The following is a 26,931-nucleotide window of genomic DNA, read 5'->3' as shown; positions in this document are numbered from 1 at the left end:
TAAAAGAAAGGACAGCAGTATCATCAAATTGCTGTCCTTGCGGTTTATTATAGCTGGTAGTGTATAAGCGTGGGTTCATCATATTTGGTGTGGTATCTTTAACTATGGGAAACTCCGCTTTCCCATCCGTAAATGGTTTTTACCGCAACCGGCTGAGTTTCAGATAATAATTCAGAAACCTGTGGTATGGTCAGATTATTCTTTTTTCGATAGAATTTTAGTCGCTCAGCAATTAACGGATTCTTCATGGCTATTCTCCTTTGGTAAATTATTCATTCAATCAATATACAAAAACCGTTGTTCCTAATTTTATCCAGTCCTGGAATAGAGTGTCAATGAATCCGGCAATGCTTCCTTATAAACAAGAAAATGAAACATAAAATCGGATAAAAATTCTTTTAAAATAAGAATAGTTATTTTACAAAGAATTTACGAAGTAAAACTTACAGATTTAACATTCAGCAGATAGTATTTCAATCGTAAACAACATTTTTAGACTAAGGAGATTGAAGAGATGAAAAAAGGTTTATTAATGACTGTATCCGCATTGATGATCGGAACAATGATTTTGACAGGCTGCGGTACAGAAGAAAAGGAAACAGAGGCAGCCGGCGGAGCTTCAGGAGAAATAACCGTTGTTTCCAGAGAAGACGGTTCCGGCACAAGGGGAGCATTTATTGAATTACTTGGGATTGAGGAAAAAAATGCCGACGGTGAAAAAGAAGATATGACGACCGAGGCCGCAAAAATAACGAACAGCACATCGGTTATGATCACTACGGTTGAAAGTGATGTGAATGCCATCGGCTATATTTCACTGGGCTCTTTAAATGACTCAGTGACTGCGGTTAAGGTTGACGGCACAGAGGCTACGGCGGAAAACGTGGCGGCAGGTACATATAAGGTGCAGCGTCCGTTTAATATTGCAACGAAGGATGGTCTGAGCGATGTGGCCCAGGATTTTATTCATTTCATTATGAGTAAGGAAGGGCAGGCTGTGGTTGAGGAAAACGGTTATATTGCTGTCGGCGATCAGCCGGAGTATGAGGCTTCAGGCGCTGAGGGAAAGATTGTCGTTGCCGGTTCCTCTTCCGTAACTCCGGTCATGGAAAAGTTAAAAGAGGCTTATACAGCTGTGAATCCAAAGGCAGAGATTGAAGTGCAGCAGAGTGACTCAACGACCGGAATGCAGTCTGCCGTAGACGGACTTTGTGATATCGGTATGGCTTCGCGGGAGTTAAAGGACAGTGAACTGGAAGCCGGACTTACTCCGCTTGTGATTGCTCAGGATGGTATTGCAGTTATTGTAAATAACGGAAGCGGTGTCAGCGAATTGACAAGCGAGCAGATTAAAGAGATCTATACAGGCGAAGTGACGGCTTGGGAGGACGTAAAATAATTAAATATGAAGTTGAATAAAGAAAATGGAATGAAAGGGTTTTTCTTTCTGGCGGCTTTGACTTCTGTATTAGCGGTGGCCCTCATCTGCATTTTCCTCTTTGCGGGAGGGCTGCCGGCTATGGCAAAAATCGGATTCGGCGATTTTATTTTTGGCCGGAAATGGAAACCGGGTAATAATATGTTTGGCATTTTTCCGATGATTATGGGAAGTGTCTGTGTGACGGGAGTTTCTCTGGCTATCGGAGTGCCTATTGCCCTTTTTACATCGATGTTTATGGCTTTTTATTGTCCGAAAAGGATTTACCGGCTGTGTCAGGCTGCCATTAATCTGATGGCCGGTGTCCCGTCGATCGTTTATGGTTTTTTCGGGCTGGTACTTATTGTGCCGACAATGAATCGGCTGACGGGGAAGGACGGGAGCACCATGTTGACTGCCTCAATCGTGTTGGCCATTATGATTCTTCCGACAATTATTGCGCAGGCGGAAACTTCGCTGCGGAGTGTGCCGGACAGTTACTATGAGGGCGCTCTGGCTTTGGGTGCGACAAAAGAGAGAAGCCTTTTTGCCGTTGTTCTTCCGGCGGCCAGATCCGGCGTGATTGCCGGTGTTGTTCTTGGCATCGGGCGGGCTGTCGGAGAAACGATGGCTGTTGTCATGGTTGCAGGGAATCAGACCTGGATGCCGTCAGGCTTGTTGAAAGGTGTTCGGACGCTGACGGCAAATATCGTTATGGAAATGGGATACGCAACGGATTTGCACCGGGAGGCGTTGATTGCCACCGGAGTTGTCCTGTTTGCCTTTATTCTTGTGATAAATCTGGTTGTATCTATGCTGAACAGGAGGTCGATTCATGAATAAGAATGGGGGCGGCGGACGCATTTTGTCGGCTGTGTTGAAAATACTGGTATGGCTGTGCGCCGCAATTACTTTTGCTGTTCTTGTTTTTTTAGTTGTTTTTATACTTGCGAAAGGTGTCGGCTATTTAAAACCAAGTCTTTTTGCCTGGGAATATACCTCCGATAATGTATCCCTTATACCGGCGGCGGTGAATACGGTAATCATGGTTGTTTTGACATTGCTGATTGCGGTTCCTATCGGAGTTTTCTCAGCTATTTTTCTTGTTGAGTATGCAGGAAGAGAAACACGGCTTGTAAAAATCATCCGAATGACCGCGGAAACCCTCTCGGGGATACCGTCAATTGTTTACGGGCTTTTTGGCCTGATGTTTTTTGCAACGGCTTTAAAATGGGGGATTTCCATATTATCCGGCTCCTTGACTATGGTGATCATGATTCTTCCGTTAATTATGCGGACAACGGAAGAAGCTCTGAAAGCGGTTCCGGATACCTACCGGGAGGCAAGCTTCGGATTGGGTGCGGGGAAGCTTCGCACGATATTTAAAATTGTGCTTCCGGCTGCAGTTCCGGGAATTCTTGCCGGGATCATTCTTTCAACAGGTCGTATTGTCGGAGAAACAGCGGCGCTGATATTTACAGCCGGGACAGTAGCCCAGATTCCGTCAAGCCTTATGGGATCGGGACGGACGTTGGCCCTTCATATGTATGTGCTTTCCAGCGAAGCCCTTCATATGAATGAAGCCTATGCAACGGCGGTTGTACTTTTGCTGCTTGTACTGCTTATTAATGGTGTATCCGGTGTGATTGCCGGAAAACTTATGAAAGTTTGAGGACCGATATAGTTATGAGGGAAAAAATGACGATTAGGAACATGAATCTGTATTACGGTGATTTTCATGCGCTGAAGGATGTAAATCTGACGATCAGTGACAGAGAGATTACGGCCTTTATCGGGCCGAGCGGCTGCGGAAAATCTACCTTATTAAAATCTTTGAATCGGATGAACGACCTGGTTCCTGGCTGCCGGATTGACGGCGATATCCGGCTGGATGGGGAAGATATTTACGGAAATATGGATATCAATCTGCTTCGAAAACGGGTAGGCATGGTGTTTCAGAAACCCAATCCTTTTCCCATGAGCATTTATGATAATATCGCCTACGGGCCGAGAACGCACGGTATTCACTCCAGGGCAAAGCTGGACGAAATTGTGGAAAGCTCTCTGCGGGATGCGGCTATCTGGGATGAGGTTAAGGACCGGTTGAAAAAAAGCGCCCTCGGAATGTCGGGAGGGCAGCAGCAGCGGCTTTGCATTGCCCGTGCATTGGCTGTTCAGCCGGAGATCCTTTTGATGGATGAACCAACTTCAGCACTGGATCCGATTTCAACTTCCAGGATTGAGGACCTTGTCGTGGAACTGAAGAAAGATTATACTATTATTATGGTGACGCATAACATGCAGCAGGCCGCCCGGATATCTGATAAGACGGCATTTTTCCTTTTGGGACAGGTGATTGAGTATGATGACACAGAAACACTTTTCTCTATTCCAAAGGATAGACGGACAGAAGATTATATTACGGGGAGGTTTGGATGATATGAGGAACCATTTTGACGCCCAGCTGGAACAGCTTCATCAGAAGCTTATTGAGATGGGAAATCTGTGCGAGCAGGTTATTTCAATGACATATAAGGTATTGATGGATGAGGATTATGAAACGGCCAGAGGACTTATTGAAAAGGACAGCATGATCGATTTAAAGGAAAGGGATATTGAAAGCCTTTGTCTGAAACTTCTTCTTCAGCAGCAGCCGGTGGCTACGGATCTGAGAAAGGTTTCCGCCGCATTGAAAATGATTACCGATATGGAGCGGATCGGAGATCAGGCAGCGGATATTGCCGAAATTATTTTAACATCCGGCATTAAGGCCCCGGGATTGGATATTCCTATTGGCGCCATGGCGGAGGCCACCATGAAGATGGTGACGGATAGTGTCAACGCATATGTGTGGCAGGACCTGGATGCCGCCCGGAAAGTGATCGCCTATGACGATGTGGTGGACGACCTTTTCCTTGAGGTGAAAGACCTGCTTGTGCGGCAGATGGATTCAGACAAAATCATTCATGAACATGTGATGGACATTTTGCTGATCGCCAAGTATTATGAGCGGATCGGCGATCATGCGACGAATATTTCTGAATGGGTCGAATTTTCCATTACCGGAAAACACAGAGGAGAGGAAGAGATATGATTTATTATCTGGAAGATGAGAGAAATATCCGGGAACTTATTGTATATACTTTGGAATCCAGCGGTTTTCACGCCGCTGGTTTTTCCAGTGGTGCGGAGCTTTTTAATGCAATTTCCGAAGAAAAGCCGGATTTGATATTGTTGGATATTATGCTGCCGAAGGAAAATGGTCTTTCAATTTTGAAAAAATTGAAGGATTCCATGGTCACAAAAGATATCCCGGTCATTATGGTGACGGCCAGGGGGTCGGAATTTGATAAAGTAACAGGGCTTGATATGGGAGCGGATGATTATATTGCGAAACCTTTCGGCATGATGGAATTTGTTGCCAGAGTCCGGGCCGTATTGCGGCGGAGTCGTCAAAAAGAAAGCCATTCTGAGCTTTTATATAAAAATCTGAAGATTTGTACGGAAAGACATCAGGTCTTTCTGAATGAAAAAGAGATCCTATTGACGTTAAAAGAATATGAGCTTTTGAAATATTTAATAGAGAACAGGGACATTGTTGTGACGAGAGATCAGATTCTCAGCCGGGTATGGGGATATGATTTTGACGGTGAAACTCGGACAGTGGATGTGCATATACGGACACTCCGGCTGAAACTGGGGGATTGGGGCAAATATATTGAAACAGTCCGCGGCGTCGGCTATCGCATCGGAGGCTGAAAATGAAGAAAAAAATCATTCGAAATACCGTGGCTATTGTTTCGGCGGCGGTTATCTTGACATTTTTGGCGGTCACTTTTCTGATGTATACCCATTCGGTGAAATTGTTGAAGTTTGGGACGGAAAATGAAGCCGAAACATTAAAGGCGGCGATTGATGCGGAGGGAATGGATTTTATGGAAAATGAAACATTTTCTCAAAACGGCCGCCGGATCACGATTGTTGACCGGGATGGCGAGGTGCTGTATGATTCGGCGGCCGATGCCGGCTCTATGGGGAATCATAAGGAACGCCCGGAAATATCTCAGGCACTTTATCAGTCAACAGGGGCGTCTCTTCGGGATTCGGATACATTGGATAAAAAGGTTTACTATTATGCGGTAACCCTGAAGGACGGAAATATTCTCCGTGTCAGCAGTTCCATGGACAGTATTTATCAGCTGATGTTTTCCATGGCGCCGTTTATGCTGTTGCTTGTGGCAGCGATTATCGGTATCTCCATCGCTGTTATATATATTGAAACAGAGAGAATGGTTCGGCCGATTAACGAAATTAATCTGGATAAACCAATGGATGAACCAATCTATGAAGAATTTATACCATTGCTTACCCGGATGGACCATCAGAATGAGCGGATTCGAATCCAACTGGAGGAATTAAAGCAGGCTGAGGGAATCCGCCGGGAATTTTCGGCCAATGTTTCCCATGAATTGAAAACACCGCTTATGGCCATTTCCGGGTATGCGGAGATCATCAGCCATAATATGGTAAAAAAAGAAGATATCCCGGAATTTGCGGGCCGTATATATAAAGAAGCAACCCGAATGACGACTTTAATTGAAGATATTATTAAACTGTCCCGGTTGGATGAACAGTCAGAAATCATGCCTTTTGAAGAAGTAGATTTAAACCGGGTGACAAAAGAGGTGGCGGACAGCCTTCAGACAGTGGCGCGCCGGAGAAAAATAAGCATGACCATTGACGGGGATGTGCCGGAGATCCAGGGCGTCCGACAGGTCATTTATGAAATGATTTATAACCTCTGTGATAATGCCCTGAAATATAACCGGGACGGCGGTTCCGTTCATATACTTTTGGAGCCGTCGCCGAGGGAAGGATACAGCGTCCGATGGTCGATTCGGGACACGGGAATCGGCGTGCCGGAAGAGGAAAAAGAGCGCATATTTGAGCGCTTTTACCGGGTGGATAAGAGCCATTCCAGAGAAACCGGCGGCACCGGCCTTGGCCTGGCTATCGTTAAACACGGCGCTAACCTTCATCATGCGCTGGTGACCGTGGACAGCAAGCTTGGCGAGGGCACCTGTATTATGGTGGAGTTTTCCAATAACCTTCCGGGCCTGACCAATAACCGCCGGCCTGTTTCTGTGGCAGATGGTAGGAAGATTTTCGGAAATTTACGAGCATAGCGGCTGCTGCGGAGCACTGTTTGAGCGCAGCGAGTTTGCGGAGCAGCTGCCAATAGGCGGCGGAGTAAATTTCCGAAAATCGACGTATCTGTATAGAAACAGGCGGGCAGCGCATAGAAACAGGCCCGCGATGCATAGTTAGCTTTGACTTTTGCATAAGATATAGAGTATAATCGATCGTATATATACGGATGCGGGAGGGACCTGTAGTTGACGGAATTATTGGTAAAATGGTTTATCAGGGATAAAGAGAATGTTAATGATGTGAAGGTCCGACAATCCTATGGCAGATTGTCGGGCCTTGTCGGCATTTGCTGCAATGTGATTTTGTTTGCGTTGAAGTTATTTGCCGGGCTGGCCACGGGGGCTGTGTCCATCATGGCGGATGCCTTTAATAATCTGTCGGATGCGGCGTCCTCCGTTGTGACGCTGATCGGATTTTATATGGCGGGGAAACCGGCGGATTTGGATCATCCTTACGGCCACGGGCGGATTGAATATTTGTCCGGGCTGTTTATTGCGGCGGCCATTTTAATGACCGGGGTGGAATTGATGAAATCCTCCATAGAAAAGATTCTCCATCCGGAGGCGCCGGATTTCAGTGTCGTATCTATTATTATTTTGATCGTTTCAATCCTGGTGAAAATGTGGATGTCCCGCTTTAATCGGAAGCTTGGAAAGCGGATTCAGTCTGAGGCGATGAAGGCGACGGCAGCGGACAGTCTGAGCGATTGCATTTCCACCTCTGCCGTACTCATCGGTGTGTTCATTGCCATGGCCACAGGAAAAAATCCGGATGGCTGGATTGGCGCGCTGGTTGCCCTGTTTGTATGTTTTGCCGGTTTCAGCGCGGCAAGAGATACGATACAGCCATTGCTTGGGCAGGCGCCGGACCCGGAGCTGGTGAAAAAGATCAGAGAGAGGGTGCTGCGGGAGGGGAAAATTCTCGGCGTCCATGATCTGGTTGTCCATGATTACGGCCCGGGGCGGCGGATGATTTCGCTTCATGCGGAGGTATCTTATAAGGAAGATATTCTGGAGGCCCATGATTTGATTGATAACATCGAGAGAGATCTGATGAAGGAATTTCAGTGCAGCGCTACGATTCATATGGACCCGGTGGTGACCGATGATGAGGAAATGAATCAGATTAAGAAAATGGTGGAGGATATGGTGACGGCTGAAAATGCGGACTGGAAAATCCATGATTTTCGGATGGTTCGGGGAAATTCCCACACAAATCTTATTTTTGATCTTGTTGTAATGCCGGAGGATCTGAAGCGAAAGCAGGAGATTGAACGGCGCATGAAAGAAAAAATCCATGATGCCGATGCCAGACTTTATGCCGTTGTTACTGTTGAGCAGAGCTTTATATAACAGATAGGCAATGATAATTTACTTTTTTACCGCATCACTGCTATGCAGACAGTGATGCGGTCTTTTTTATTCTGTATGATGTTTTAAATAAATCTTCTGAATTAAATTCAGCAGTCCGTAGAGGGCGGTGGCAATGATGCATAAAAGCACGATAGACATCAGTACCCAGTCCAGCTTGAATACCTGGCTGCCATAGACGATCAGATATCCGAGTCCGGCGTTTGCGGAGAGAAATTCTCCGATGATAACGCCAACCAGACAGAGGCCGATGTTTACCTTCATGTTGCTTATGATATCCGGAATACTTCCGGGGATGATGACCTTTCGAAGCATATCTTTCCGGCCGCCGCCGAGGGTTTTTATGAGCAGCAGTTTATCCGGATCCATTTGGATGAAACTGGTTGTCAGGTTGATCACTGTACCGAAGATTGCCAGTGAAACGGCACAGACAATGATGGTCTTCATATTGTTGCCCAGCCATACAATAAAAATGGGCGCCAGGGCTGTTTTCGGCAGACTGTTCAATGTGATCAAATAAGGCTCGAGAACCGATGAAATGCTTCGGTTCCACCACAGAAGGACAGAGAGTAAAATACCGGCTGTCAGGACAATAAAAAAACTTAAAAATGTCTCAAACAGGGTGATGCCGATGTGATAGAATACAGTTCCGTCGGCAGCCATAAGAATAAAGGTTTTTATAATTCTTGAAGGGCTGCTGAATATAAAATCGTTGAGAATACCCAGATGGGTGGTTCCCTCCCAGAGGGCGACAAAGGCAGTGCATATAAAGATCTGCCAAAAAATAATATGGCGTTTCCGGCGTTTAAAATCTTCAATGAAAGCCTGCTGCAGAGCGCTGGTGGATTCAGGCATTTAAATCACCCCACAATCGATTAAAATAATCCTGAAATTCTTTGGCGGATCGGGCTTTCAGAGGTGTTTTTTCGTCAACTGACAGGTGAATCGGCACAATTTCCCGGACAGCTGCGGGCCTGTCGGTCAGAACGACAATCCGGTCGCAGAAGCTGATGGCTTCGGAGATATCATGGGTCACAAGGATGGCGCTTTTATGCTTTTTCCTTAAAATGGTATAGATATCTTCGGATACATTCAGCCGTGTCTGATAATCCAGCGCGGAAAATGGTTCATCCAACAGCAAAAGGCCCGGATTCAGAGCAAGCGTCCGGATCAGTGCGGCGCGCTGGCGCATACCGCCCGACAACTGGGAAGGTCTGGCGTCCTTAAAATGTTCAAGCCCGTAATCTTTAAACATCTGGTGCACAGCTTTGATACGGGCCGGAGAAAGTTGATGATTAATTTCAAGTCCCAGCATGGCATTTTCATAGATGGTCCGCCATTCCAGAAGGTGGTCTTTTTGCAGCATATAACCAATGGGCATGGAGTGATCCCTGCATAATGCGTCGTGAACTTTGATCTCTCCGGATTCCGGTGAGATTAATCCGAAAATCAGAGAGAGAATTGTTGACTTTCCGCATCCGCTTGGACCGATAATACCCAGAAATTCGTTAAAATCAACCTGGAAGGACAGACCGTCCAATGCCTTTGTTTCACCGGATAGTGTGTGGTAAGAATAACTTACATTGCGTACATCCAGCAAAGGTTTCATAGAATCCTCCTTCAAAATAAAGGTATATTCTTATAGTATGCAGGATTGAAAAAATGTGGTATACTGTTAAAGAATGTAAATTAGAAAGGAGACAAACATGGCTAAAAATAAGAAAAAAAGCAATACAGGTTTAATCGTATTACTTATTATATGCGGAATTGTTATTGGTGTGATCGCAGCTGTGATTGTGATGACACTGCTGAATAAGAATAATGTTGGGACGAAGGAGACGGAGCCGTCCACAAAGCTGGAAACAGTGGCGGAAACTCAACCGGCAGGCGAAACCTTTGATGATTCGACGCCGAATGATCCAATCCCGACAGATGAGATGAATATTGCCGTTATTAAGGTGAACGATCAGGAGGTCACTATGAAAGAGGTGAATATTTATCTCTATCAGTTGAGAGATTTCTATACATCCCAGTATGGTGAGTCTCCGTGGAATACGGAGATGGAGGATGGAAGAAAGCTTCATGAGTATGCCAAAGAAGAGCTTTATAACGGGCTGGTTCGGACGGAGATTCTGAACAGTAAGGCCGGAGAATACGGTGTATCCTTGACGGATGAAGAAAAACAGCAATGCGCGGATGAGGCGAAGGCTTATATTGAGGAACTGGGAGCAGCCATTTCCCAGGATTTTGCTCTGACTGAAGAGGGCGTTCGGATCATGAAGGAAAAACAGGCGCTTTCAACCAAAGTATATAATGCGGCGCTGGAAAGAATTGCCGAGACGGCTGAGGATACTTCGGATGAAGCTTTGGCCAGAAGCTTTGAAGAGATGTATGAATCATGGAAAGGTGAATATACCATTATAAATGACCCGATTTGGGACAATATCGTGATCGGTTCGGTTGGTTAAGACGATGAAGTATGAAGCGATGACAGAAGGACGGTTTGTCCGCCGCCGCAATCGATTTATTGCGGAGGTTATGATAAACGGCATGACGGAGGCCGTCCATGTGCGGAATACAGGCCGGTTGAGAGAGTTATTTATAACGGATGCGAGAGTATTGTTAGAACCGGCGTCGAACCCGGAGCGCAAGACCCGGTATTCTCTTGTATGCGTTGAAAAAAACGGGCAGTGGGTGAATGTGGACTCAACTGCGCCAAATCAGATTGTTGAGGAGATGGTCCGGGCGGGCCGTCTCTTTTCTGATATTACTTATGTGAAGCGGGAAAAGACTTTTGGAAAATCCAGGTTTGATCTGTATGTGGAACACGGCGGACAGAAGCATTATATAGAAGTTAAGGGAGTGACCCTGGAGGTTGACGGTGCAGCCCGGTTTCCGGATGCTCCAACGGAGAGGGGAATAAAACATATCCATGAGCTGATGGAAGCGCGGAGACAGGGATATCTGGCCAGTATTATTTTTATCATTCAGATGAAAGGGATTAAGGTATTTGAACCGAATCGGGCGACGCATCCGGCTTTTGCCGAAGCGCTTTTAGAAGCCGCCGGGGCGGGTGTGGAGATTCTGGCTTTTGACTGTATGGTTACCGAAAATTCTCTGGAGGGGGATTTGCCTGTGCCGGTACGGTTAGAATAATTCAATAAAAAAAGATAAGGAGAACGCTATGGGACTGGGAAAATTATTTAAGGGACAGTGTTTATCAAGTATTAATTATCGGGCGACGGAAGCCTGGGAACTTGCGCAGGTATTTGACCGGGAAGGCCGCCGGATCATGCATGAATCTGTGCTGACGGTGCAGCCGGGGCAGGAGGCAGTGCTTGTCAATGAAGGGGTATTGACGGATATTTTTGAACCGGGCAGATATGAACTTTCAACAGAAAATATGCCGATTACCACGTCGTTAAAAGAGTGGAAATACGGTTTTGATGAAACATTTGTTGTGGAGACTATTTTTGTCAATAAAAATGATATTGTGGATATTCCATGGGGGACCAGCGGAAAGCTGACGATCCCGGATCAGACATTCGGCATGGTGAATCTGGGGGCCAACGGAAAGTATTCTTTTGCCATCACAGATTCGGCGGCATTTATCAATAAATTAATGGGGACCAAACGCCGCTATACGGTAGAGGACCTGAAAGGCTTTCTCACCTCCCATATTTCCATGATATTCAAGGAGATCGTAACCGGGATGCCGATGAATTTCTTTGATATTCAGGGATACTGCGGAGAGGCGTCAGAGCTTATGAAACAGAAGCTCGGTGAATTTTTGGCAGACTACGGCATTACGGTGAAGGCTATGAATGTTCAGATCGCTTTGCCGGAGGCCGTTTTGAAAGCAATTGATGAGCGGGCCACCATGGGGGCTATGGGCGGTATGCAGGCTTACGCGTTTAAAAAGCAGGTGGATGCCCAGACAGAAGCAATGGTTTCTATGGCAAAGAATCCAAACGGCGGTATGAACAGTATGGCCGGAATGGGGATGCAGATGGCTGCCGGCATGGCAATGGCCGGACAGATGGGTAATATGATGAATTCCATGGGACAGGTTCCTATGGGAAATATGGCTCAGGCCGGGGCAAATGCAGCTCAGCCGGGAGCACAGGCTGGCGGTGCTGCACGGCCGAAATTCTGCTCTCAGTGCGGCAGCCCGATTTCTGCGAATGATAAGTTTTGTTCCAATTGCGGCGCAAAACTGGGATAGGAAGGTTATTTTAAATGAGTATTTATGAAACATTAAATCCAATGCAGCAGGAGGCCGTTTATCACACGGAGGGACCTTTGCTTATACTGGCCGGCGCCGGTTCAGGGAAAACCCGTGTGCTGACCCATCGTATTGCCTATTTAATTGATGAAAAAAAAGTAAATCCGTGGAATATTCTGGCAATCACCTTTACAAATAAGGCCGCCGGGGAAATGCGGGAGAGGGTGGACGATATTGTCGGTTTCGGCTCCGAGCAGATTTGGGTGAGTACCTTCCATTCGGCCTGTGTGCGTATACTGCGGCGTTTTGCCGACCATTTAGGCTATGAACGCAATTTCGTTATTTACGATACGGATGATCAGAAAAGTGTAGTTAAGGAAATTTGCAAGCGTCTGAATATTGACACGAAGATTTATAAAGAGCGGACGATCATGTCCGCGATTTCTTCCGCTAAAAATGAAATGATCAATGCGAAGGAATATGCCATGAATTCGGCCGGAGATTTTGCTAAAAAAAGAATTGCCGATGTGTATGACGAGTATGAGAAGGTTCTCTATAAAAATAATGCGATGGATTTTGATGACCTGCTTGTAAAGACGGTGGAAGTTCTTAGAAATAATGAAGATGTCCTGAATTATTATCAGGAGCGGTTCAAATACATAATGGTGGATGAGTATCAGGATACAAACACGGTTCAGTTCCGCCTGGTTAGTCTGCTGGCAGGAAAATATCGGAATCTCTGCGTTGTCGGGGATGACGACCAGTCTATTTATAAGTTTCGCGGGGCCAATATTTATAATATCCTGAATTTTGAGAAGGAGTTTCCGGATGCAAAAGTTATTAAACTGGAGCAGAATTACCGCTCAACTCAGACAATCCTGGATGCGGCCAACTCGGTGATCCGCCACAATAAGGGGCGTAAGGAGAAAACCCTTTGGACGGCCAATGAAGTCGGCGAGAAAATTGCCTTTCATCAATATCTGAATGAATATGACGAGGCTTATCAGGTGGTGGATGAGATTGCGCGGAATGTATCCCGGGGTAAGGCCCATTATAATGACTATGCGATTCTTTATCGAACCAATGCCCAGTCCCGTGTGCTGGAAGAAAAATTTGTGGCCCGGAGTATTCCTTATAAGATCGTGGGCGGCGTCAACTTCTATCAGCGCCGGGAGATCAAAGACATTCTGGCCTATTTGAAAACGATTGATAATGGCCGGGATGATCTGGCTGTTCGAAGGATCATCAATGTGCCGAAACGGGGGATTGGTCTGACCACGATGAATCGCGCTCTGGAATATGGTGAGGCGAGGGAAATGAGCCTTTTTGACGCCCTGGAATGTTGCGAGGATATACCGAAAATCGGGAAGGCTGCGGAGAAGATCAAGGGCTTTGTGAATATGATTGAAGTGTTCCGGGCCCAGAGTGAATATATCACCCTTGCGGAGCTTTTGACGAATATTCTGGAAGAGACGGGGTATATTAAGGAACTGGAAGCGGAAGACTCGGAGGTAGCCCAGGGGCGTATCGAGAATATCGATGAATTGATGAACAAAATTGTCGCCTATGAGGAGGAGGAAGAAGAACCGACATTGAGCGGTTTCCTTGAAAATGTGGCCCTTGTTTCAGATATCGACAGTTTAAATGAAGCGGAAGATTATGTGATGCTGATGACGCTCCACAGCGCCAAGGGCCTGGAATTCCCTTATGTTTATATGTGCGGTATGGAGGACGGATTATTTCCGAGCTATATGACGATCGTCAATGATGACCCGGAGGAGATCGAGGAGGAACGGCGTCTCTGCTATGTGGGAATTACCAGGGCTAAAAAGAAACTGACCATGACATTTGCAAAAAGCCGTATGGTTCGGGGGTCTACCCAGTTTAATATGATCTCGCGTTTTGTTCGGGAAATCACGCCGGAACTTTTTGATTTGGGCGCTAAGCCGGAAAAAAAGAAACAGGAGTCGCATATTCAGCGGCCTTCGGATTTTTCCAGGAAACAGGCGGCAAAGAAAGTAACTTCTTACGGAAAAGCCTTTGAGGTGAATAAAGCGTCCGCGCTGGATTATACGGTGGGAGATATGGTGCGGCATGTGAAATTTGGCGTTGGAACAGTCATCAACATTGTGGATGGCGGCAGGGATTATGAAGTGACAGTGGACTTTGAAAAATCCGGTGTTAAAAAAATGTTCGCCAGTTTTGCAAAGTTAAAATTGATGGATTAAACGGACTAAATTTACCAAATTTATGATGGTAATTTCAGAGGAATAGTGGTATACTATATGTAAATATTTTTTTGAAAGGACGGAATGGAAAATGAATCGTATAGAAGACATTGTAAGTGCAGTTAAACTTGAAGAATTAAAGAATATGGTAAAGGTTGGCGATCTTCTCCAGAAAAAAGAGGAAGAAGAAAAGAAAAAATGTATCTGCAAATGGGGGATCGCTCTGATCGGAGCAGTTATTCTCGCAGTGGTTGCTTTTGCAGTGTATAAATATCTCTCCAAAGACAACATGGATGATTTTGATGACTTTGATGATTTCGATGATGACTTTGAAGATGATTTCGAAGATTTTGAGGACGAGGCCGAAGACTTTGTCGATGAAGAAGAAAAGGCTGAAGAACCTGTTGAAGAAGCGGCAGAGGATGCAGAATAATAATTAATTGATACCAGCAAAATGGGGGATGTTGAATCCAGATTCAGCATCCCTTTTTTACTTCATAAATTAAAAAAGGATATGTGAAATCATGAAAAAGGGTGAGATTTTCGAAGGGATCATTGAAAATATTGAATTCCCGAATAAGGGAATTGTGTGGGTGAAAGACGAAGCAGCGGAGGAAATGGTTCGAGTTATCGTTAAAAACGGTATGCCGGGACAGAGAGTTCGGTTTCAGATTAATAAAAAGAGGAAAAATCGCTGCGAAGGGCGGCTTTTAGAAGTGCTTCAAAAATCGGAAAAAGAAACACGGCAGCCGGTGTGCGAAGAATTTCCGGCCTGCGGCGGCTGTATGTATCAGACAATGTCCTATAAAGATCAGCTTGCGATGAAGGCCGGACAGGTTCGTGCCCTGATTGAGGACGCATTGATCCAGGGCGGACAGGTGAAGCCGGATGCTCCAAATGAGGCGGATTATATATTTGAAGGGATACAGGGCAGCCCCCTGGAATTTGGTTATCGCAACAAAATGGAATTTTCCTTTGGGGATGCCGTCAAGGATGGACCGTTAACACTCGGATTGCATAAAAAGGGCAGTACCTATGATGTATTGACGACGGCGGACTGCAAAATTGTCCATGAAGATTTTACAAAAATTCTTACCTGTGTTCTGGAATACTGTCAGGAAAACAACCTCAGTTATTATCGGAAAATGAGCCATCAGGGTTATCTTCGGCATTTGCTCGTGCGCCGGGCCCAGACAACGGGGGAAATCCTTGTCAATCTGGTGACCTCCGGTCAGACGGAGCATGAATTTGGCGAGCTGGTTCATCGCCTTTTAAACCTGGATTTGGAGGGTCATATCACAGGAATCCTTCATATTATCAATGATTCCCTTGCCGATGTGGTTCAGAGCGATGAAACCCGAATTCTCTATGGAAAAGATTATTTTTATGAGACGATTCTCGGATTAAAATTTAAGATCACGCCCTTTTCCTTCTTTCAAACTAATTCCCTCGGCGCGGAAGTCCTTTATTCGGCGGCACGAAATTACATTGGCAGCACAAAGGATATGACCGTGTTTGATCTGTACAGCGGCACCGGGACAATTGCCCAGATTCTTGCGGATGTGTCTAAAAAAGTCATTGGCGTGGAAATTGTTGAGGAGGCCGTGGAGGCCGCCAGAGAAAACGCCGTGCTCAATCATCTGGATAACTGCGAATTTATTGCCGGTGATGTTCTGAAAGTTCTTGATGATGTGGAAGAAAAACCGGATTTCATTGTCCTTGACCCGCCAAGAGACGGTATCCATCCGAAAGCGCTGGAGAAAATTATTCATTATCAGGTGCCCAAGATGGTCTATATTTCCTGCAAGCCGTCCAGCCTTGCCAGAGATCTGGAGGCTTTGCTCGCCGGCGGTTACCGGGTGGAGCGGGTGCAGTGCGTGGACATGTTCCCGGCGACCGTTCATGTTGAGACGGTCGTGTTGATGTCACGGGTAGAGAAATAAAGAACTGAAAAAGTGTAGAAAACAAGGGATTTCCGGGAGTTGGGACTGTTTGGATGGCAGTTTCAATTCCCGGATTTTTTGCGTTTGGGAAGTCTGTGGGAACTGGTCTACTGTAAAAAATGGCGGAGAGTTGTGGAGACAGGATAGATATCGGGTATGTTGTGGAGACAAGATTGATAAAAGGGGTGTCGAGTTGACAGGATTGTTAAATCAGATAAAGCTTGCAATTCTTTTTATATTCGATTAATATGCTACTACCTTGAAACTAAGCATGAAAAGTGCCGTTGACTTTTCCCCTGGGGCAAAGTTTATACTGGTACCAGAAGGAGGTCTGTTATATGTTGACGATTGGAGAATTTTCGAGTATATGCCGGGTATCTACAAAAACGCTTCGATACTACGCGGAAATAGGATTGATACTTCCAGAAGAAACTAATCCGGAAAATGGTTATCGGTATTATTCTATTAAACAGTTGGAGACGATGCTGTTTATTAATCGGCTGAAAGCATATCATTTTTCTTTGGAAGAGATTAAGGCAATTCTTGAGCCGGAGGAGGTAATGGATGACAAGCTATATGCGGCTCTTAATAAAAAGAAAAAAGAGATTTCAATGCAAGTGATGATGTATAGAAATACGTTGGAGCAGATAGATGCTGATATGTCTGCCTTAAGAAAGGGAAAGTCGATCATGTCGTATATGGAGGATATTGGCATAGAACTGGTGGAGGTGCCAAAGATGTATCTTCTGTCCATCCGAAAGATGATTCAGGAACAGGATTTTCCTGATGAGTATGGGTATTGTTTTGGGAAGCTGTTTAAGAAAATGAAGGAAAAGTGCCTTACAGAATCTGCTCCGCCAATGGTTTTGTTCCATAGTGATGAATATAGTCCATTTGGGTTGGATACAGAATTTGCTGTTCCAGTCAAAGAGTATGCAACGGGAACAAGGGACTTTTCTCCCGGACTTTGTCTGAAAACCGTTGTGCATGGTTCCTATTCGCAGCTCTCTTCTGTTTATGCGAAGCAAATTGAGTGGGCAGAAAAAGAAGGGTACGAAAATTGTAATGCACTTTATGAAGTTTATGTAACAAGTCTTTCGGAGGTTTTGCAGGAGAGCGAACTCATTACAGAGGTTTACTATCCAGTAAAAAAATAAGAAGGAAATAAATGCGTTCGCAAATTTACTAAAGTAAAGGAGATACTATGGATCAGAAAAGCATTAGGGAACTTGAACATAAGATCAACACTGATTATGGAAATACCACAGGTGTGGTGGTATTAAAAGAAGGAAAATTGGTATATGAAAAATATTTCAAGGGATGTACAAGAGAAAGCCAGGTTCATGTTTATTCTGTAACGAAAAGTATTATTTCAATACTGATTGGGATTGCAGTAGATAAAGGTTATATCCAAAGTATTGATCAGAAAGTGCTGGATTTTTTCCCGGAATACATAGTAAAGAAGAGAGAAAATACTATTCAAAATATCACAGTCAAGGATATGCTGACAATGACAGCGCCTTATAAGTATCGTTTTTTTCCTCCGTATGTGAAATATTTCACTAGTGAGGATTGGGTGAAATTCTCTCTGGACCTGCTAGGGGGCCGGGGAAAGATCGGAACATTTCGATACGCGCCTCTGATTGGTCCGGATATTCTTTCAGGAATATTAGTAAAAGCAACAGGGCAGTCGGTATTTGAGTTTGCAGATGAAAATTTATTTTCCCCATTAGAAATTCATATAAAAGGGGATTTGGTGTTCGAAAACAAGGAAGAACAACTGGCATTTAATGAATCTATAGATACCAGTGGATGGGTCAGAGATTCCTTGGGGATTCATACAGCAGGCTGGGGACTTACGCTTTCCCCTATGGATATGGCAAAAATTGGTCAGCTATATTTGAATAAAGGTCTATGGAGCGGAAAACAAATTGTATCAGAAAAGTGGGTGGAAGAAAGTACGAGAGAGCATAGCCGATGGAAGAACCATGATTTACCGTATGGATATTTATGGTGGGTGAATGAAGGTGGTTATGCAGCGATGGGGGATGGAGGAAATATCATTTATGTGAATACAAGAGATAAAATAGTTGTGGCATCCGCTGCACTTTTTATTCCAAAGGCGAAGGATAGGATAGATTTAGTCAAAACAGATATAGAGCCAATATTTAGATAGCCTGAATGCGGAATTTCCAGTTGACTTTATGCCAACGGCGGATTTATAGTGTCACCTACCAAAGTACGGGAGCCGCTTGACTCTCGTATAATGTGAAGGTTTATAATGAAGAACAGGAGGTGGTTCCTTTGTTGAAAATAGGAGAATTTTCAGTCCTGTCTCAAATCAGCATCTATATGTTGAGGCATTATGATGAAATTGGCCTGTTGATTCCAGAGCAGGTAGATGAGTTTACGGGGTACAGATATTACAGTGAACGGCAATTGCCAATTGCAGGGAAGATACAGGCATTGAAAAGCATGGGCCTGAGTCTGAATTTGATTAAGGAGATATTAACAAAATATGCGGACAACGCAGGGTTAAAAACCTATCTTGAGCTTCAGGCCATAGAGCAGAAAGAAAAGATAGAGCATATGCAGAAGCAATTGAATCTGCTTGAAACAACGATAGCCAATCTGAACCATGCTTCGGATATCCCGCTGTATAGCGTAGCACTCAAAAGAATCCCTGCTCATTATGTGATCAGTGTGAGGGGAATTATCGAAACGCCTGACAAGGAAGCAGGGCTTTGGGAAAGGCTGGCGCAGGAAAGAAAAAGACAAAAAATCCAATTTGCGAATCCGGCGTGGAATATCGCAGTTTTCCATGATGAGGGATTTCAGGAGAAGGATTTAGATGTAGAGATTCAACAAGCGGTCATTGGAAAATACTGTGATACAGATATTATGAAGTACAAAAAGGTTGAAGAAATCACTGACGCATCACTCACATTCAAAGGAAGGTATGAGTTACTGCCGCAGGCAAATGAGGAAATCATTCGCTGGATTGGGGATAACCGGTATAAGTTGGATGGAAACCATTTTAATATATACCATATATCGCCGGAGACAGAGCAGTTGGAAGATGAGATGGTTACAGAGGTATGTTTCCCGGTCCGCCTAATTTGATACCGGAATTTTTCTGGATAGGCTCTTGACTCTCAGACTATGCGAGGGCTTATAGTGGAGGTCGCAAAGGAGGCTGGAGAATGAAAAGATTGGAATTACCGCATCAAATGGCTGACTATTTATGTCCGGTGAATGGATTATGCGATGTTTACGAATGGAAAACCGGAAGCCGGATACCGGAAGAACTTATTTTTTATGCAAAGGCAGGTTTTCAGATGATCTCCCAGAAACGGGCTGATGTACCTAAAATGATTTTCTTAGGCCAGGGCAGCATTGGAAAACGGGAATATGAATTCTGGAAAGAGCTTATCGGATATGAAATAATATCTGGAGAGGGGAAATGCTTCCGTACAACCTGGAGCGAAATATGTGAGTTGTTGGATCAGGAGATACCGACAATACTTTTTGGCCTTGATATGTTTTATCTGCCGTATCAACAGAAATTTTATCAGAAACAGCACATACCGGGACACGTAGTTTTGATGGTTGGGTACGATGATAAGAATGCATATATCCACGATAATTCCAAAGAAGGAATTCAGGCGGTTCCGGTTTCAAATCTTGAACAGGCATGGGCAAAAAGTTATATTGGCATCAGCAGGAAAAATACATATTTTGGAATTAAGATGAAATCACCGGAAACAAACATTTCGCGGATTGTACAAAAGGGAATGGCAAAATTTCGATAAATTTTAGCACAGAAAAGGAACAGCGGTGAATGGCTGTTCCTTTTCTGTGAGTTAGTCTGTTTCGGCATTTATGATTCCCTCTACATCCCGGCTACCGTAAAAAATACGGATTACGGTGACTATGAGGGTGTCGTCATCAACGGTGTAATAAACAACGAAATTGTCTACGGGGAGACGGTGCATTTTCATGCTCCGCCACGGCTCCCATTCTACACGAGCATACCGCGAGGGCATGAAATCAAGCGAACGTATTTCTTTTCGTATGCGGTTAACTTGCCCTTCAGCGGTTTCTGGTACGAGAAGGGTAAAGGCAATGTAGGCGTAGAGTTCTCTCAGGTCATCAAGCGCCGCTGGAGAATAAATGACGGAATAAGTGGCGCTCATATGCCAAACTCCCGTGCAAGCTCAGCGTCCACTTCATCTGCTGTGTAGGTTTTGCCAGACTGTATGGATTCTACGCCTTTCATCAGTTCAGCATCTAACTGCGCACGGCTCATGCCGCCGATGGCGGTTGGTTTCTCTGATGGGAGACGGAGGTCAAAAGGAATTCCTTTCTTTAGTACGATCTGACTGTAGAGCATTTGAATCGCACTGGATGGGGAAATGCCGAGCTGGGAAAGGATGCTTTCCGCATTCTCTTTTAGGCCTGTATCAATACGGGCATAAACGGCTGATGTATTTGCCATGTGTATCACTCTCCTTTTTTCTTTATTATACCCAGAAGGAGAGATAAATGCAAGCGATTGCAAGCAAAAAGAGAAAATTTTTAATAAAACAATTGGAGGTGAGGGATTCCTATCCTCCGTTCGGATATGATAATGTGGATGGGAAGATGGTCATTGTGCCGGAACAGTAGCTGGAGACGCAGATTGAAAAGAACATGGAGCAGAGGCAGGTGCTGACAAACCTTATGGCAGGCGACTATCTGGAACCTGCTCTTTTTAATAAGGAAAATAATGCCCTGGCTGCGGAAGTCGAAACACTGCGGCAGGAAAAAGACAGCCTGATCCGTTCCGTCAATGGAGATATGCAAAGGCAGAGGAATTGCAGAAGCTGATCCGCTTTGTATCGAAGGGAACCATGCTGACAGAATTTGATGATGGAGCTTTCCTCGAATATGTGGATAAGGTTATGGCCCTTTCAAGGAATGAGGCTGTCTTTGAATTGGAATGCGGGCTGTGCCTGAGGGAAAGGCTGGTGGACTAAATGAGACACATACTATACGGATACAAAATCGAGAATGGCATAGCTGTTATAGATGAGGAAGAAGCGGCAATGGTACGGAAATTCTTTGACTATTATATTTCCGGTCTGGCGCTTATGTCAGCGGCGAAAAAGGTGAGACTGAATCTTTATCATGGCAGCGCCAGGCGGATACTGCGGAATGAAAAATATCTCGGAGATGATTATTATCCGGCAATCATTGACCGGGAGACTTTTGATAAGGCAGAGGAAGTGCGGATGAGCCGTGCAAAGGCGCTTGGACGTGTAAGAGAACTGGAAACAAAAACGGAAGCAGAATTTCCGACAAGGTTTGCCATTCCTGCAGTAAAACAAATCTATGATGATCCTTTTGAACAGGCAGCTTATGCTTACAGCCTGATAGAGAGTGAGGTGGGAACAGATGGAGCTAAGTAAGAATATTACAGTAATCCCTGCGCGGAAAAGGGTGGGCAACACGGTGACGGCCGAAGCAAAGCCCAAATTGAAGGTAGCCGCCTACTGCCGTGTTTCCACGGACAGCGATGAACAGGCAAGCAGCTATGAGGTCCAGGTGGAGCATTACACGCAGTTTATTCAGAAAAATCCGGAGTGGGAGTTGGCAGGCATATTCGCAGATGATGGAATCAGTGGCTGTAATACGAAAAAGCGCAGTGAATTTAATCGCATGATTGAGGACTACATGGCGGGAAAGATCGATATGATCATTACGAAATCTATCAGCCGTTTTGCAAGAAACACGCTGGACTGCCTGAAATATATACGGGAATTGAAGGAAAAGAACATTCCGGTTTTCTTTGAGAAAGAGAACATCAACACGATGGATTCCAAAGGCGAGGTGCTGCTGACCATCATGGCGAGCCTTGCCCAACAGGAAAGCCAGTCATTAAGTCAGAACATCAAGCTGGGCTTGCAGTACCGATACCAGAATGGAGAGGTGCAGGTGAATCATAATTGCTTCCTCGGATACACGAAGGATGAGGAAGGGCATCTGATTATTGAACCGACCGAGGCGGAGGTGGTAAAGTGAATTTACCGGGAGTATTTGGAAGGTGGCAGTCTGCTCCAGATTGCGTGAGGACTTGAGGCAGACGGTATCCTGACGGCGGCGGGCAAAGCAAAATGGCGTCCGACCACTCTGCAAAAAATCCTGCGGAATGAGAAGTACATCGGGGATGCGCTTTTATAGAAAACCTATACGGTGGATTTCCTCAATAAAAAGCGGGTACAGAATAACGGTATTGTTCCACAGTATTATGTGGAGAACAGCCATGAGCCTATCATTTCCCGTGACCTTTATATGCAGGTGCAGGAGGAGATGGTGCGGCGGGCAAATCTCCACAGCGGGGCGAAACGAAAGAAGCGGGTGTACAGCAGTAAGTACGCTTTATCCAGTATTGTCTATTGCCCAAAGTGCGGTGACATTTACCGGAGAATTGCATGGAATAATCGCGGAAAGCATTCCACAGTTTGGCGATGCTGTACCCGTGTGGAGCATGGCCCTGGAAGGTGCGATGCGCCGACCATCCAGGAATCAGACCTGCAGGCGGCAGTGGTAAAAGCCATCAACCTTGCACTTGGCAATCGGGACAGCATGATGACAGCACTGCAGGGAAATATTGAGGCGGTCATCCGGCAGGAAGATGAAACCTCGGCGGAGGGAATCAATGCCAGGTTGGAGGAACTGCAAAAGGAGCTGCTGAGATTGGCAAATTCCAAAAAGGATTATAACAGCGTGGCAGATGAGATAGACCGCCTGCGGGAACTGAAACAGAAGGCACTGACAGAGAGTGCTGAGCGGGAAGGATTGAAAAAGCGGATTGCTGAGATGCGGGAATTTTTAACCAGTCAGACTACGGAGGTGTCAGAATATGACGAGCAACTTGTGCGGAAGTTGATTGAAAAGGTCATGGTCTACGATCAGAGATTTGAGGTGGAATTCAAATCAGGGATGACGGTAGATGTGGAAAAATAGGTGTGTGTTGGTATCCTGCGAGTTCAAACGAACTTGTAGGATGTATTTTTTGTGGGGAAATATATATAGAATAAAGGAATGATAGATTGTATTTAGCAACCATGTGGTTTATAATGGAAATGTATGGAGGAGTGAAAATGACAACATCTGATATGATTCGGGAACTTTGTGAAAAAATGAATATCAGTATTTCAGAACTTGCCCGGAGAATTGGGCAGTCACCACAGAATTTTAATAAGAAGTTACAGCGTGGGACTGTCAGTGTGGAGGAAATGATCGCTATTGCAGATGTACTTGGGGTTACGTTTGAGCAGAGTTTTACATTAGCAAATGGATACAAGATATATCTGGAAAATTGAAATGATGTGTGCAAATGAAGTGTTTAAAGGAGAACAGATATGCAACGGAGGAAAAAGAAAAAATATTATAGCAAGACAAGATCTATGAAGTTGAATTCAAATAAATATATAAACAAAAGAAAAACCTGTTACTTAGAAATACAAGTTCCGGAAATACAGGGGAATACAATAACTTGTACAGCATCCGTTGTTGAGATTGGAGTTCCAAAAAGAATAAACGGGAAATGCGTGAGAAAGATTGGCGCATATAGAATTATTAGTAAAAGCAAGGCTCCAGAATGGGAGGTAGTAAGAATAACTTCTCCCTTTAAAACACCGAATAGTTTGATTAACTCAAAAATATTAGTTACAGATGGCAAAAAAGTTGTAAGGGGAACGATTGTAAAGGCAAGTATAGTTGGAGGAGGAGCTACAAGTCCTGCAACTGGAGATGGATTGCCACCCGTAGATGAGTGAAAGGAGTTATCATGGTGGAAATTGTTAAAGAAGTTCTTGAATTGTTAGAACAGTATTTTGTGTATATTTATCCAGGTTTTGTTACTATCCTGACACATCATTTTGCCAAGGCCAGAGGAACTAAATTAAATAAGTCAACACTTGGTATTAGCGTGGTTGTCAGTTATGTATATATATTGCTATATAAATTCTTTTTCAAAACAGCTGTATCTCAATTTTCAAATAAAGACTATGTAATCTTACTGATAGTTTCTATTTTACTACCGGTTATATGGCATTGGATTAGTAGATCATATTTTGCGGAAAAGGTATTAAATAAAATAGGATTTAATACAACTTTGGAGGATACGGTATGGGATTATATACAATACAGAGATAAAGAAAAAAAGGGTATAGTACTGAAGGTGTTTTTAGACGATAAAGATATTATGTATGAAGGCAGTCTAAGATATCGGGAATCTGATCCGGAAAAAGAACAAGCGATATGTTTAAGTGGATATAGAAGATATGTCAAGGAAAATGGAAGATATATTCCAAAGCAGGATTATAATAATGATAATTCCAGATGGGTTTTAATAAATGTAAAAGAAATTACTCGCTCAGAAATAAAGTATGCATCAGAAAAATAAAGGGAGATAGTACGTTGATACTTTGACAATATTTATAGAGCGATATTATGAATGCGCAATCAATTATTTGAATTATAGGTAGGGAGAACGGTATGTATCTAAAGAAACTTATAATTAAAAATTTCAGAATCTTTGATGAAACAGGTATAGAACTTATTTTTAATAAGGGCGTGAATGCAATTATTGGAGAAAATAATTCTGGTAAATCCTCTGTAATAGATGTACTTAGGATTGTTTATTCAACCGTGACATACAGAAAAGATATATTTTTTTCAAAGTCGGATTTTCATGTTAGTGAAGATGGAACAGTGGCGGATTACGCTCAATTTGATATGTATTTGGAAGATGTACCTCGTAGAATGATAGAAATATGGAATCCGCAAAGTGAGAGTGGGGTGGGAGGGGATTTTCATATTAAGTTCGAAAAATATATCGCTCCCAATGGAGCTGAAAAGGTTCGGTCAGTTTATTGGGGATTTGGGACAGAAGGAAATCAATTATCTTCAGATACATTTGAGGCAATAGATGTAGTTTTCTTGGGGGCACTACGAGATTCGGAAAGTGAGATGAAACCTTCAAGAAACAGTAAACTGGCACAATTACTTAGAAATTTGGTTCCGGAAGAAGCGGTCAGGGCAGAATTAGTTCAGATTTTGAATAATGCTAATAATGACTTATTGGAAAAAGAACAGCTAAAAAAGACGAGAAATACAATAAATCAAAATCTTGCAAGAATTGAACAGGAGTTTTTAAATCAGCAGATTGATATTGGCTTAGTAGAACCGAGATTTGATTCAATCGCATCTTCCTTACGTGCATGGGTTAAACCTAAATGGATATTAATAAATAAGGAAGATTCCGTTTATGAAAAAGCACATTCATATTTTCAAAGCCACATGGATTTGAAGAAAATACAAGATAGCGCAAAAGGTGTATATTTTGAAATTTCTATTTTGGACAGCGAAACTGAGATTGACACGGAAGTAGCAAATAGAGTTCGTGAAATTGCGAATAAATCTTTTGAACTATATCAGAATGGTTTGGGATATAATAATTTGTTATTTATGTCAGCAGTACTGGGTGATATGGCTATTGAGAAGGGGGGAGTTTATCAGAATCTTCTGTTAGTTGAGGAACCAGAAGCTCATCTTCATCCGCAACTACAGGAATTGGTACATAATTTTTTATCAGATGCGAATAAAAATGATGGAAATATCCAGATTATTTACACATCGCATTCTCCCACGCTGGCCTCCAAAATGGATATAGAAAATATTAATTTGTTATACGATTATGGACATAAGAAATATTGCCTTCCCTTCTCTCAAACAAACTTAACAGAGGAGAATAAAAAATATTTACAGAGGTACTTAGATGTCACAAAGTCACAAATGTTTTTTGCACGAGGAATTTTATTTGTAGAAGGAATTAGCGAAGCAATTTTACTTCCTGCGATGGCAAAGGCATTGGATCGGCCTCTTGAAAAGTATGCAGTAGAATTGGTCAATGTAGATAGTGTTGCATTTACACCATTTGTCAAGCTTTTATCATCTGATAAAGTAAAGACCTGTTTTTCAAAAGTGTCTATTGTTACGGATGATGACAGATGCGCTAAAAAGAATGAAGAAGATTATATTGACAAAAATTTTGATTATGATGATATCAGTAGTACAGTTGTCGTAAATCTGCAAAATGGAAAACCTTCGGATAGATGTAACGATTTGACGGCATTATGCACTGGCGCGGGGATTAACATATTTACAGCATTTAAAACATTAGAGTATGCATTATGCTGTAGTGAGGATAATGTTTATCATATGATAGAAGCGTTAAAAACATGTTATACTGATCTGGGACCCAAGCTGGAAACAAAGGTTGGATCGTTGTCCCAATTAAGCGAAAAAGCAGCATGTGTGTGGTTATTTATAAGAACTAGAGATAAATGTAAAGGAGCAGTTGCACAATATATAAGTCAAGTAATTAATGATCAACATGAATTAAGAAAAAAAGGAGAACAAATTCAGAGGGAGTTCATTATCCCGGATTATTTGAAAAATGCAATTTATAGTGTGACGGAGCAATAGC

General features: G+C 43.8%; 31 protein-coding genes and 1 pseudogene. 27 read left to right on the top strand and 5 right to left on the bottom strand.

What is annotated here, in order from left to right; all coding sequences use genetic code 11:
* Positions 1–98 precede the first annotated feature (98 nt).
* On the bottom strand, positions 99–248 hold the full coding sequence (locus tag ACMN7X_RS11910) for a hypothetical protein (protein ID WP_418747684.1): 150 nt from the start codon (positions 246–248) through the stop codon (positions 99–101).
* A 266-nt stretch (positions 249–514) separates the two neighbouring features.
* On the opposite strand from ACMN7X_RS11910, the gene ACMN7X_RS11905 reads away from it, so the two are divergent.
* From ACMN7X_RS11905 to ACMN7X_RS11870, 8 genes are all read left to right on the top strand, one after another.
* Entirely contained in the window at positions 515–1,399 is an 885-nt protein-coding gene (locus ACMN7X_RS11905) for a substrate-binding domain-containing protein (protein ID WP_418747683.1), read from the top strand.
* A gap of 6 nt (positions 1,400–1,405) precedes the next feature.
* Positions 1,406–2,260, top strand: a complete 855-nt coding sequence (gene pstC, locus ACMN7X_RS11900) for a phosphate ABC transporter permease subunit PstC (protein WP_418747682.1) — start codon at positions 1,406–1,408, stop codon at positions 2,258–2,260.
* On the top strand, positions 2,253–3,089 hold the full coding sequence (gene pstA, locus ACMN7X_RS11895) for a phosphate ABC transporter permease PstA (protein WP_418747681.1): 837 nt from the start codon (positions 2,253–2,255) through the stop codon (positions 3,087–3,089). Before pstC ends, pstA begins: the two co-directional genes overlap by 8 nt.
* A 14-nt stretch (positions 3,090–3,103) precedes the next feature.
* Positions 3,104–3,856, top strand: coding sequence for a phosphate ABC transporter ATP-binding protein PstB (gene pstB / locus ACMN7X_RS11890; RefSeq protein WP_418747680.1), 753 nt, complete (start codon positions 3,104–3,106; stop codon positions 3,854–3,856).
* Between the two features lies 1 nt (position 3,857).
* Positions 3,858–4,511: a phosphate signaling complex protein PhoU gene (gene phoU / locus ACMN7X_RS11885; protein ID WP_418747679.1), complete on the top strand. Its 654-nt coding sequence runs from the start codon at positions 3,858–3,860 to the stop codon at positions 4,509–4,511.
* Positions 4,508–5,176 (top strand): response regulator transcription factor, encoded by a 669-nt coding sequence (locus tag ACMN7X_RS11880; RefSeq protein ID WP_418747678.1) that lies wholly within the window; start codon positions 4,508–4,510, stop codon positions 5,174–5,176. Before phoU ends, ACMN7X_RS11880 begins: the two co-directional genes overlap by 4 nt.
* Positions 5,177–5,178: 2 nt before the next feature.
* The gene (locus ACMN7X_RS11875; protein ID WP_418747677.1) at positions 5,179–6,603 is read left to right on the top strand and encodes an ATP-binding protein; all 1,425 of its coding nucleotides are present in this window, start codon (positions 5,179–5,181) and stop codon (positions 6,601–6,603) included.
* Between the two features lie 210 nt (positions 6,604–6,813).
* Complete coding sequence (locus ACMN7X_RS11870) at positions 6,814–7,980, top strand: cation diffusion facilitator family transporter (RefSeq protein ID WP_418747676.1); 1,167 nt, start codon at positions 6,814–6,816, stop codon at positions 7,978–7,980.
* A 66-nt stretch (positions 7,981–8,046) separates the two neighbouring features.
* Here ACMN7X_RS11870 and ACMN7X_RS11865 read toward each other — a convergent pair whose 3' ends face one another.
* Both ACMN7X_RS11865 and ACMN7X_RS11860 read right to left on the bottom strand, forming a co-directional pair.
* The gene (locus tag ACMN7X_RS11865) at positions 8,047–8,853 is read right to left on the bottom strand and encodes an ABC transporter permease (RefSeq protein WP_418747675.1); all 807 of its coding nucleotides are present in this window, start codon (positions 8,851–8,853) and stop codon (positions 8,047–8,049) included.
* The gene (locus ACMN7X_RS11860) at positions 8,846–9,607 is read right to left on the bottom strand and encodes an ABC transporter ATP-binding protein (RefSeq protein ID WP_418747674.1); all 762 of its coding nucleotides are present in this window, start codon (positions 9,605–9,607) and stop codon (positions 8,846–8,848) included. Before ACMN7X_RS11860 ends, ACMN7X_RS11865 begins: the two co-directional genes overlap by 8 nt.
* Positions 9,608–9,704: 97 nt before the next feature.
* On the opposite strand from ACMN7X_RS11860, the gene ACMN7X_RS11855 reads away from it, so the two are divergent.
* From ACMN7X_RS11855 to ACMN7X_RS11810, 10 genes are all read left to right on the top strand, one after another.
* Complete coding sequence (locus ACMN7X_RS11855) at positions 9,705–10,466, top strand: SurA N-terminal domain-containing protein (RefSeq protein WP_418747673.1); 762 nt, start codon at positions 9,705–9,707, stop codon at positions 10,464–10,466.
* Positions 10,467–10,470: 4 nt separating this feature from the next.
* On the top strand, positions 10,471–11,154 hold the full coding sequence (gene sfsA, locus ACMN7X_RS11850; protein ID WP_418747672.1) for a DNA/RNA nuclease SfsA: 684 nt from the start codon (positions 10,471–10,473) through the stop codon (positions 11,152–11,154).
* A 28-nt stretch (positions 11,155–11,182) separates the two neighbouring features.
* Positions 11,183–12,223, top strand: a complete 1,041-nt coding sequence (locus ACMN7X_RS11845) for an SPFH domain-containing protein (protein WP_418747671.1) — start codon at positions 11,183–11,185, stop codon at positions 12,221–12,223.
* 14 nt (positions 12,224–12,237) lie between these two features.
* The gene (gene pcrA / locus ACMN7X_RS11840; RefSeq protein ID WP_418747670.1) at positions 12,238–14,451 is read left to right on the top strand and encodes a DNA helicase PcrA; all 2,214 of its coding nucleotides are present in this window, start codon (positions 12,238–12,240) and stop codon (positions 14,449–14,451) included.
* Positions 14,452–14,542: 91 nt separating this feature from the next.
* Positions 14,543–14,884 carry a DUF4366 domain-containing protein gene (locus ACMN7X_RS11835; protein WP_418747669.1) on the top strand — a complete coding sequence of 114 codons (342 nt, stop codon included), beginning with the start codon at positions 14,543–14,545 and terminating at the stop codon, positions 14,882–14,884.
* A gap of 91 nt (positions 14,885–14,975) precedes the next feature.
* Entirely contained in the window at positions 14,976–16,394 is a 1,419-nt protein-coding gene (rlmD, locus tag ACMN7X_RS11830; protein WP_418747668.1) for a 23S rRNA (uracil(1939)-C(5))-methyltransferase RlmD, read from the top strand.
* A gap of 338 nt (positions 16,395–16,732) precedes the next feature.
* The gene (locus ACMN7X_RS11825; protein WP_418747667.1) at positions 16,733–17,551 is read left to right on the top strand and encodes a MerR family transcriptional regulator; all 819 of its coding nucleotides are present in this window, start codon (positions 16,733–16,735) and stop codon (positions 17,549–17,551) included.
* A gap of 47 nt (positions 17,552–17,598) precedes the next feature.
* On the top strand, positions 17,599–18,570 hold the full coding sequence (locus ACMN7X_RS11820) for a serine hydrolase domain-containing protein (protein ID WP_418747666.1): 972 nt from the start codon (positions 17,599–17,601) through the stop codon (positions 18,568–18,570).
* 128 nt (positions 18,571–18,698) lie between these two features.
* Positions 18,699–19,517, top strand: coding sequence for a MerR family transcriptional regulator (locus ACMN7X_RS11815; protein WP_418747665.1), 819 nt, complete (start codon positions 18,699–18,701; stop codon positions 19,515–19,517).
* Positions 19,518–19,597: 80 nt separating this feature from the next.
* Positions 19,598–20,206 (top strand): BtrH N-terminal domain-containing protein, encoded by a 609-nt coding sequence (locus tag ACMN7X_RS11810; protein ID WP_418747664.1) that lies wholly within the window; start codon positions 19,598–19,600, stop codon positions 20,204–20,206.
* A 51-nt stretch (positions 20,207–20,257) separates the two neighbouring features.
* Here ACMN7X_RS11810 and ACMN7X_RS11805 read toward each other — a convergent pair whose 3' ends face one another.
* Both ACMN7X_RS11805 and ACMN7X_RS11800 read right to left on the bottom strand, forming a co-directional pair.
* Positions 20,258–20,590: a type II toxin-antitoxin system RelE/ParE family toxin gene (locus ACMN7X_RS11805; protein WP_418747663.1), complete on the bottom strand. Its 333-nt coding sequence runs from the start codon at positions 20,588–20,590 to the stop codon at positions 20,258–20,260.
* On the bottom strand, positions 20,587–20,892 hold the full coding sequence (locus tag ACMN7X_RS11800; RefSeq protein WP_418747662.1) for a type II toxin-antitoxin system RelB/DinJ family antitoxin: 306 nt from the start codon (positions 20,890–20,892) through the stop codon (positions 20,587–20,589). The genes ACMN7X_RS11805 and ACMN7X_RS11800 overlap by 4 nt, the downstream gene beginning before the upstream one ends.
* Positions 20,893–20,939: 47 nt before the next feature.
* On the opposite strand from ACMN7X_RS11800, the gene ACMN7X_RS11795 reads away from it, so the two are divergent.
* The 9 genes and pseudogenes from ACMN7X_RS11795 (at position 20,940) to ACMN7X_RS11755 (ending at position 26,930) form a co-directional block, all read left to right on the top strand.
* Positions 20,940–21,062, top strand: a complete 123-nt coding sequence (locus tag ACMN7X_RS11795) for a hypothetical protein (protein ID WP_418747661.1) — start codon at positions 20,940–20,942, stop codon at positions 21,060–21,062.
* A 24-nt stretch (positions 21,063–21,086) separates the two neighbouring features.
* Positions 21,087–21,263 (top strand): hypothetical protein, encoded by a 177-nt coding sequence (locus ACMN7X_RS11790; protein ID WP_418747660.1) that lies wholly within the window; start codon positions 21,087–21,089, stop codon positions 21,261–21,263.
* Positions 21,251–21,412 carry a hypothetical protein gene (locus ACMN7X_RS11785; protein ID WP_418747659.1) on the top strand — a complete coding sequence of 54 codons (162 nt, stop codon included), beginning with the start codon at positions 21,251–21,253 and terminating at the stop codon, positions 21,410–21,412. Before ACMN7X_RS11790 ends, ACMN7X_RS11785 begins: the two co-directional genes overlap by 13 nt.
* Positions 21,413–21,844: a recombinase family protein gene (locus ACMN7X_RS11780; RefSeq protein ID WP_418747658.1), complete on the top strand. Its 432-nt coding sequence runs from the start codon at positions 21,413–21,415 to the stop codon at positions 21,842–21,844.
* Positions 21,831–23,402 (top strand): annotated as a pseudogene (locus tag ACMN7X_RS11775) (recombinase family protein). Before ACMN7X_RS11780 ends, ACMN7X_RS11775 begins: the two are co-directional and overlap by 14 nt.
* 137 nt (positions 23,403–23,539) lie before the next feature.
* Positions 23,540–23,761 carry a helix-turn-helix domain-containing protein gene (locus ACMN7X_RS11770; RefSeq protein ID WP_418747657.1) on the top strand — a complete coding sequence of 74 codons (222 nt, stop codon included), beginning with the start codon at positions 23,540–23,542 and terminating at the stop codon, positions 23,759–23,761.
* A gap of 39 nt (positions 23,762–23,800) precedes the next feature.
* A complete protein-coding gene (locus ACMN7X_RS11765) occupies positions 23,801–24,217 on the top strand; it encodes a hypothetical protein (RefSeq protein ID WP_418747656.1) in 417 nt (138 codons plus the stop codon).
* A gap of 11 nt (positions 24,218–24,228) precedes the next feature.
* On the top strand, positions 24,229–24,846 hold the full coding sequence (locus tag ACMN7X_RS11760; protein ID WP_418747655.1) for a hypothetical protein: 618 nt from the start codon (positions 24,229–24,231) through the stop codon (positions 24,844–24,846).
* 92 nt (positions 24,847–24,938) lie between these two features.
* Positions 24,939–26,930: an ATP-dependent nuclease gene (locus tag ACMN7X_RS11755; protein ID WP_418747654.1), complete on the top strand. Its 1,992-nt coding sequence runs from the start codon at positions 24,939–24,941 to the stop codon at positions 26,928–26,930.
* Position 26,931 lies beyond the last annotated feature (1 nt).

Source organism: Frisingicoccus sp. (assembly GCF_048388605.1).
Lineage (GTDB): Bacteria > Bacillota > Clostridia > Lachnospirales > Lachnospiraceae > Frisingicoccus.
This window is presented reverse-complemented; position numbering and strand designations above follow the sequence as displayed.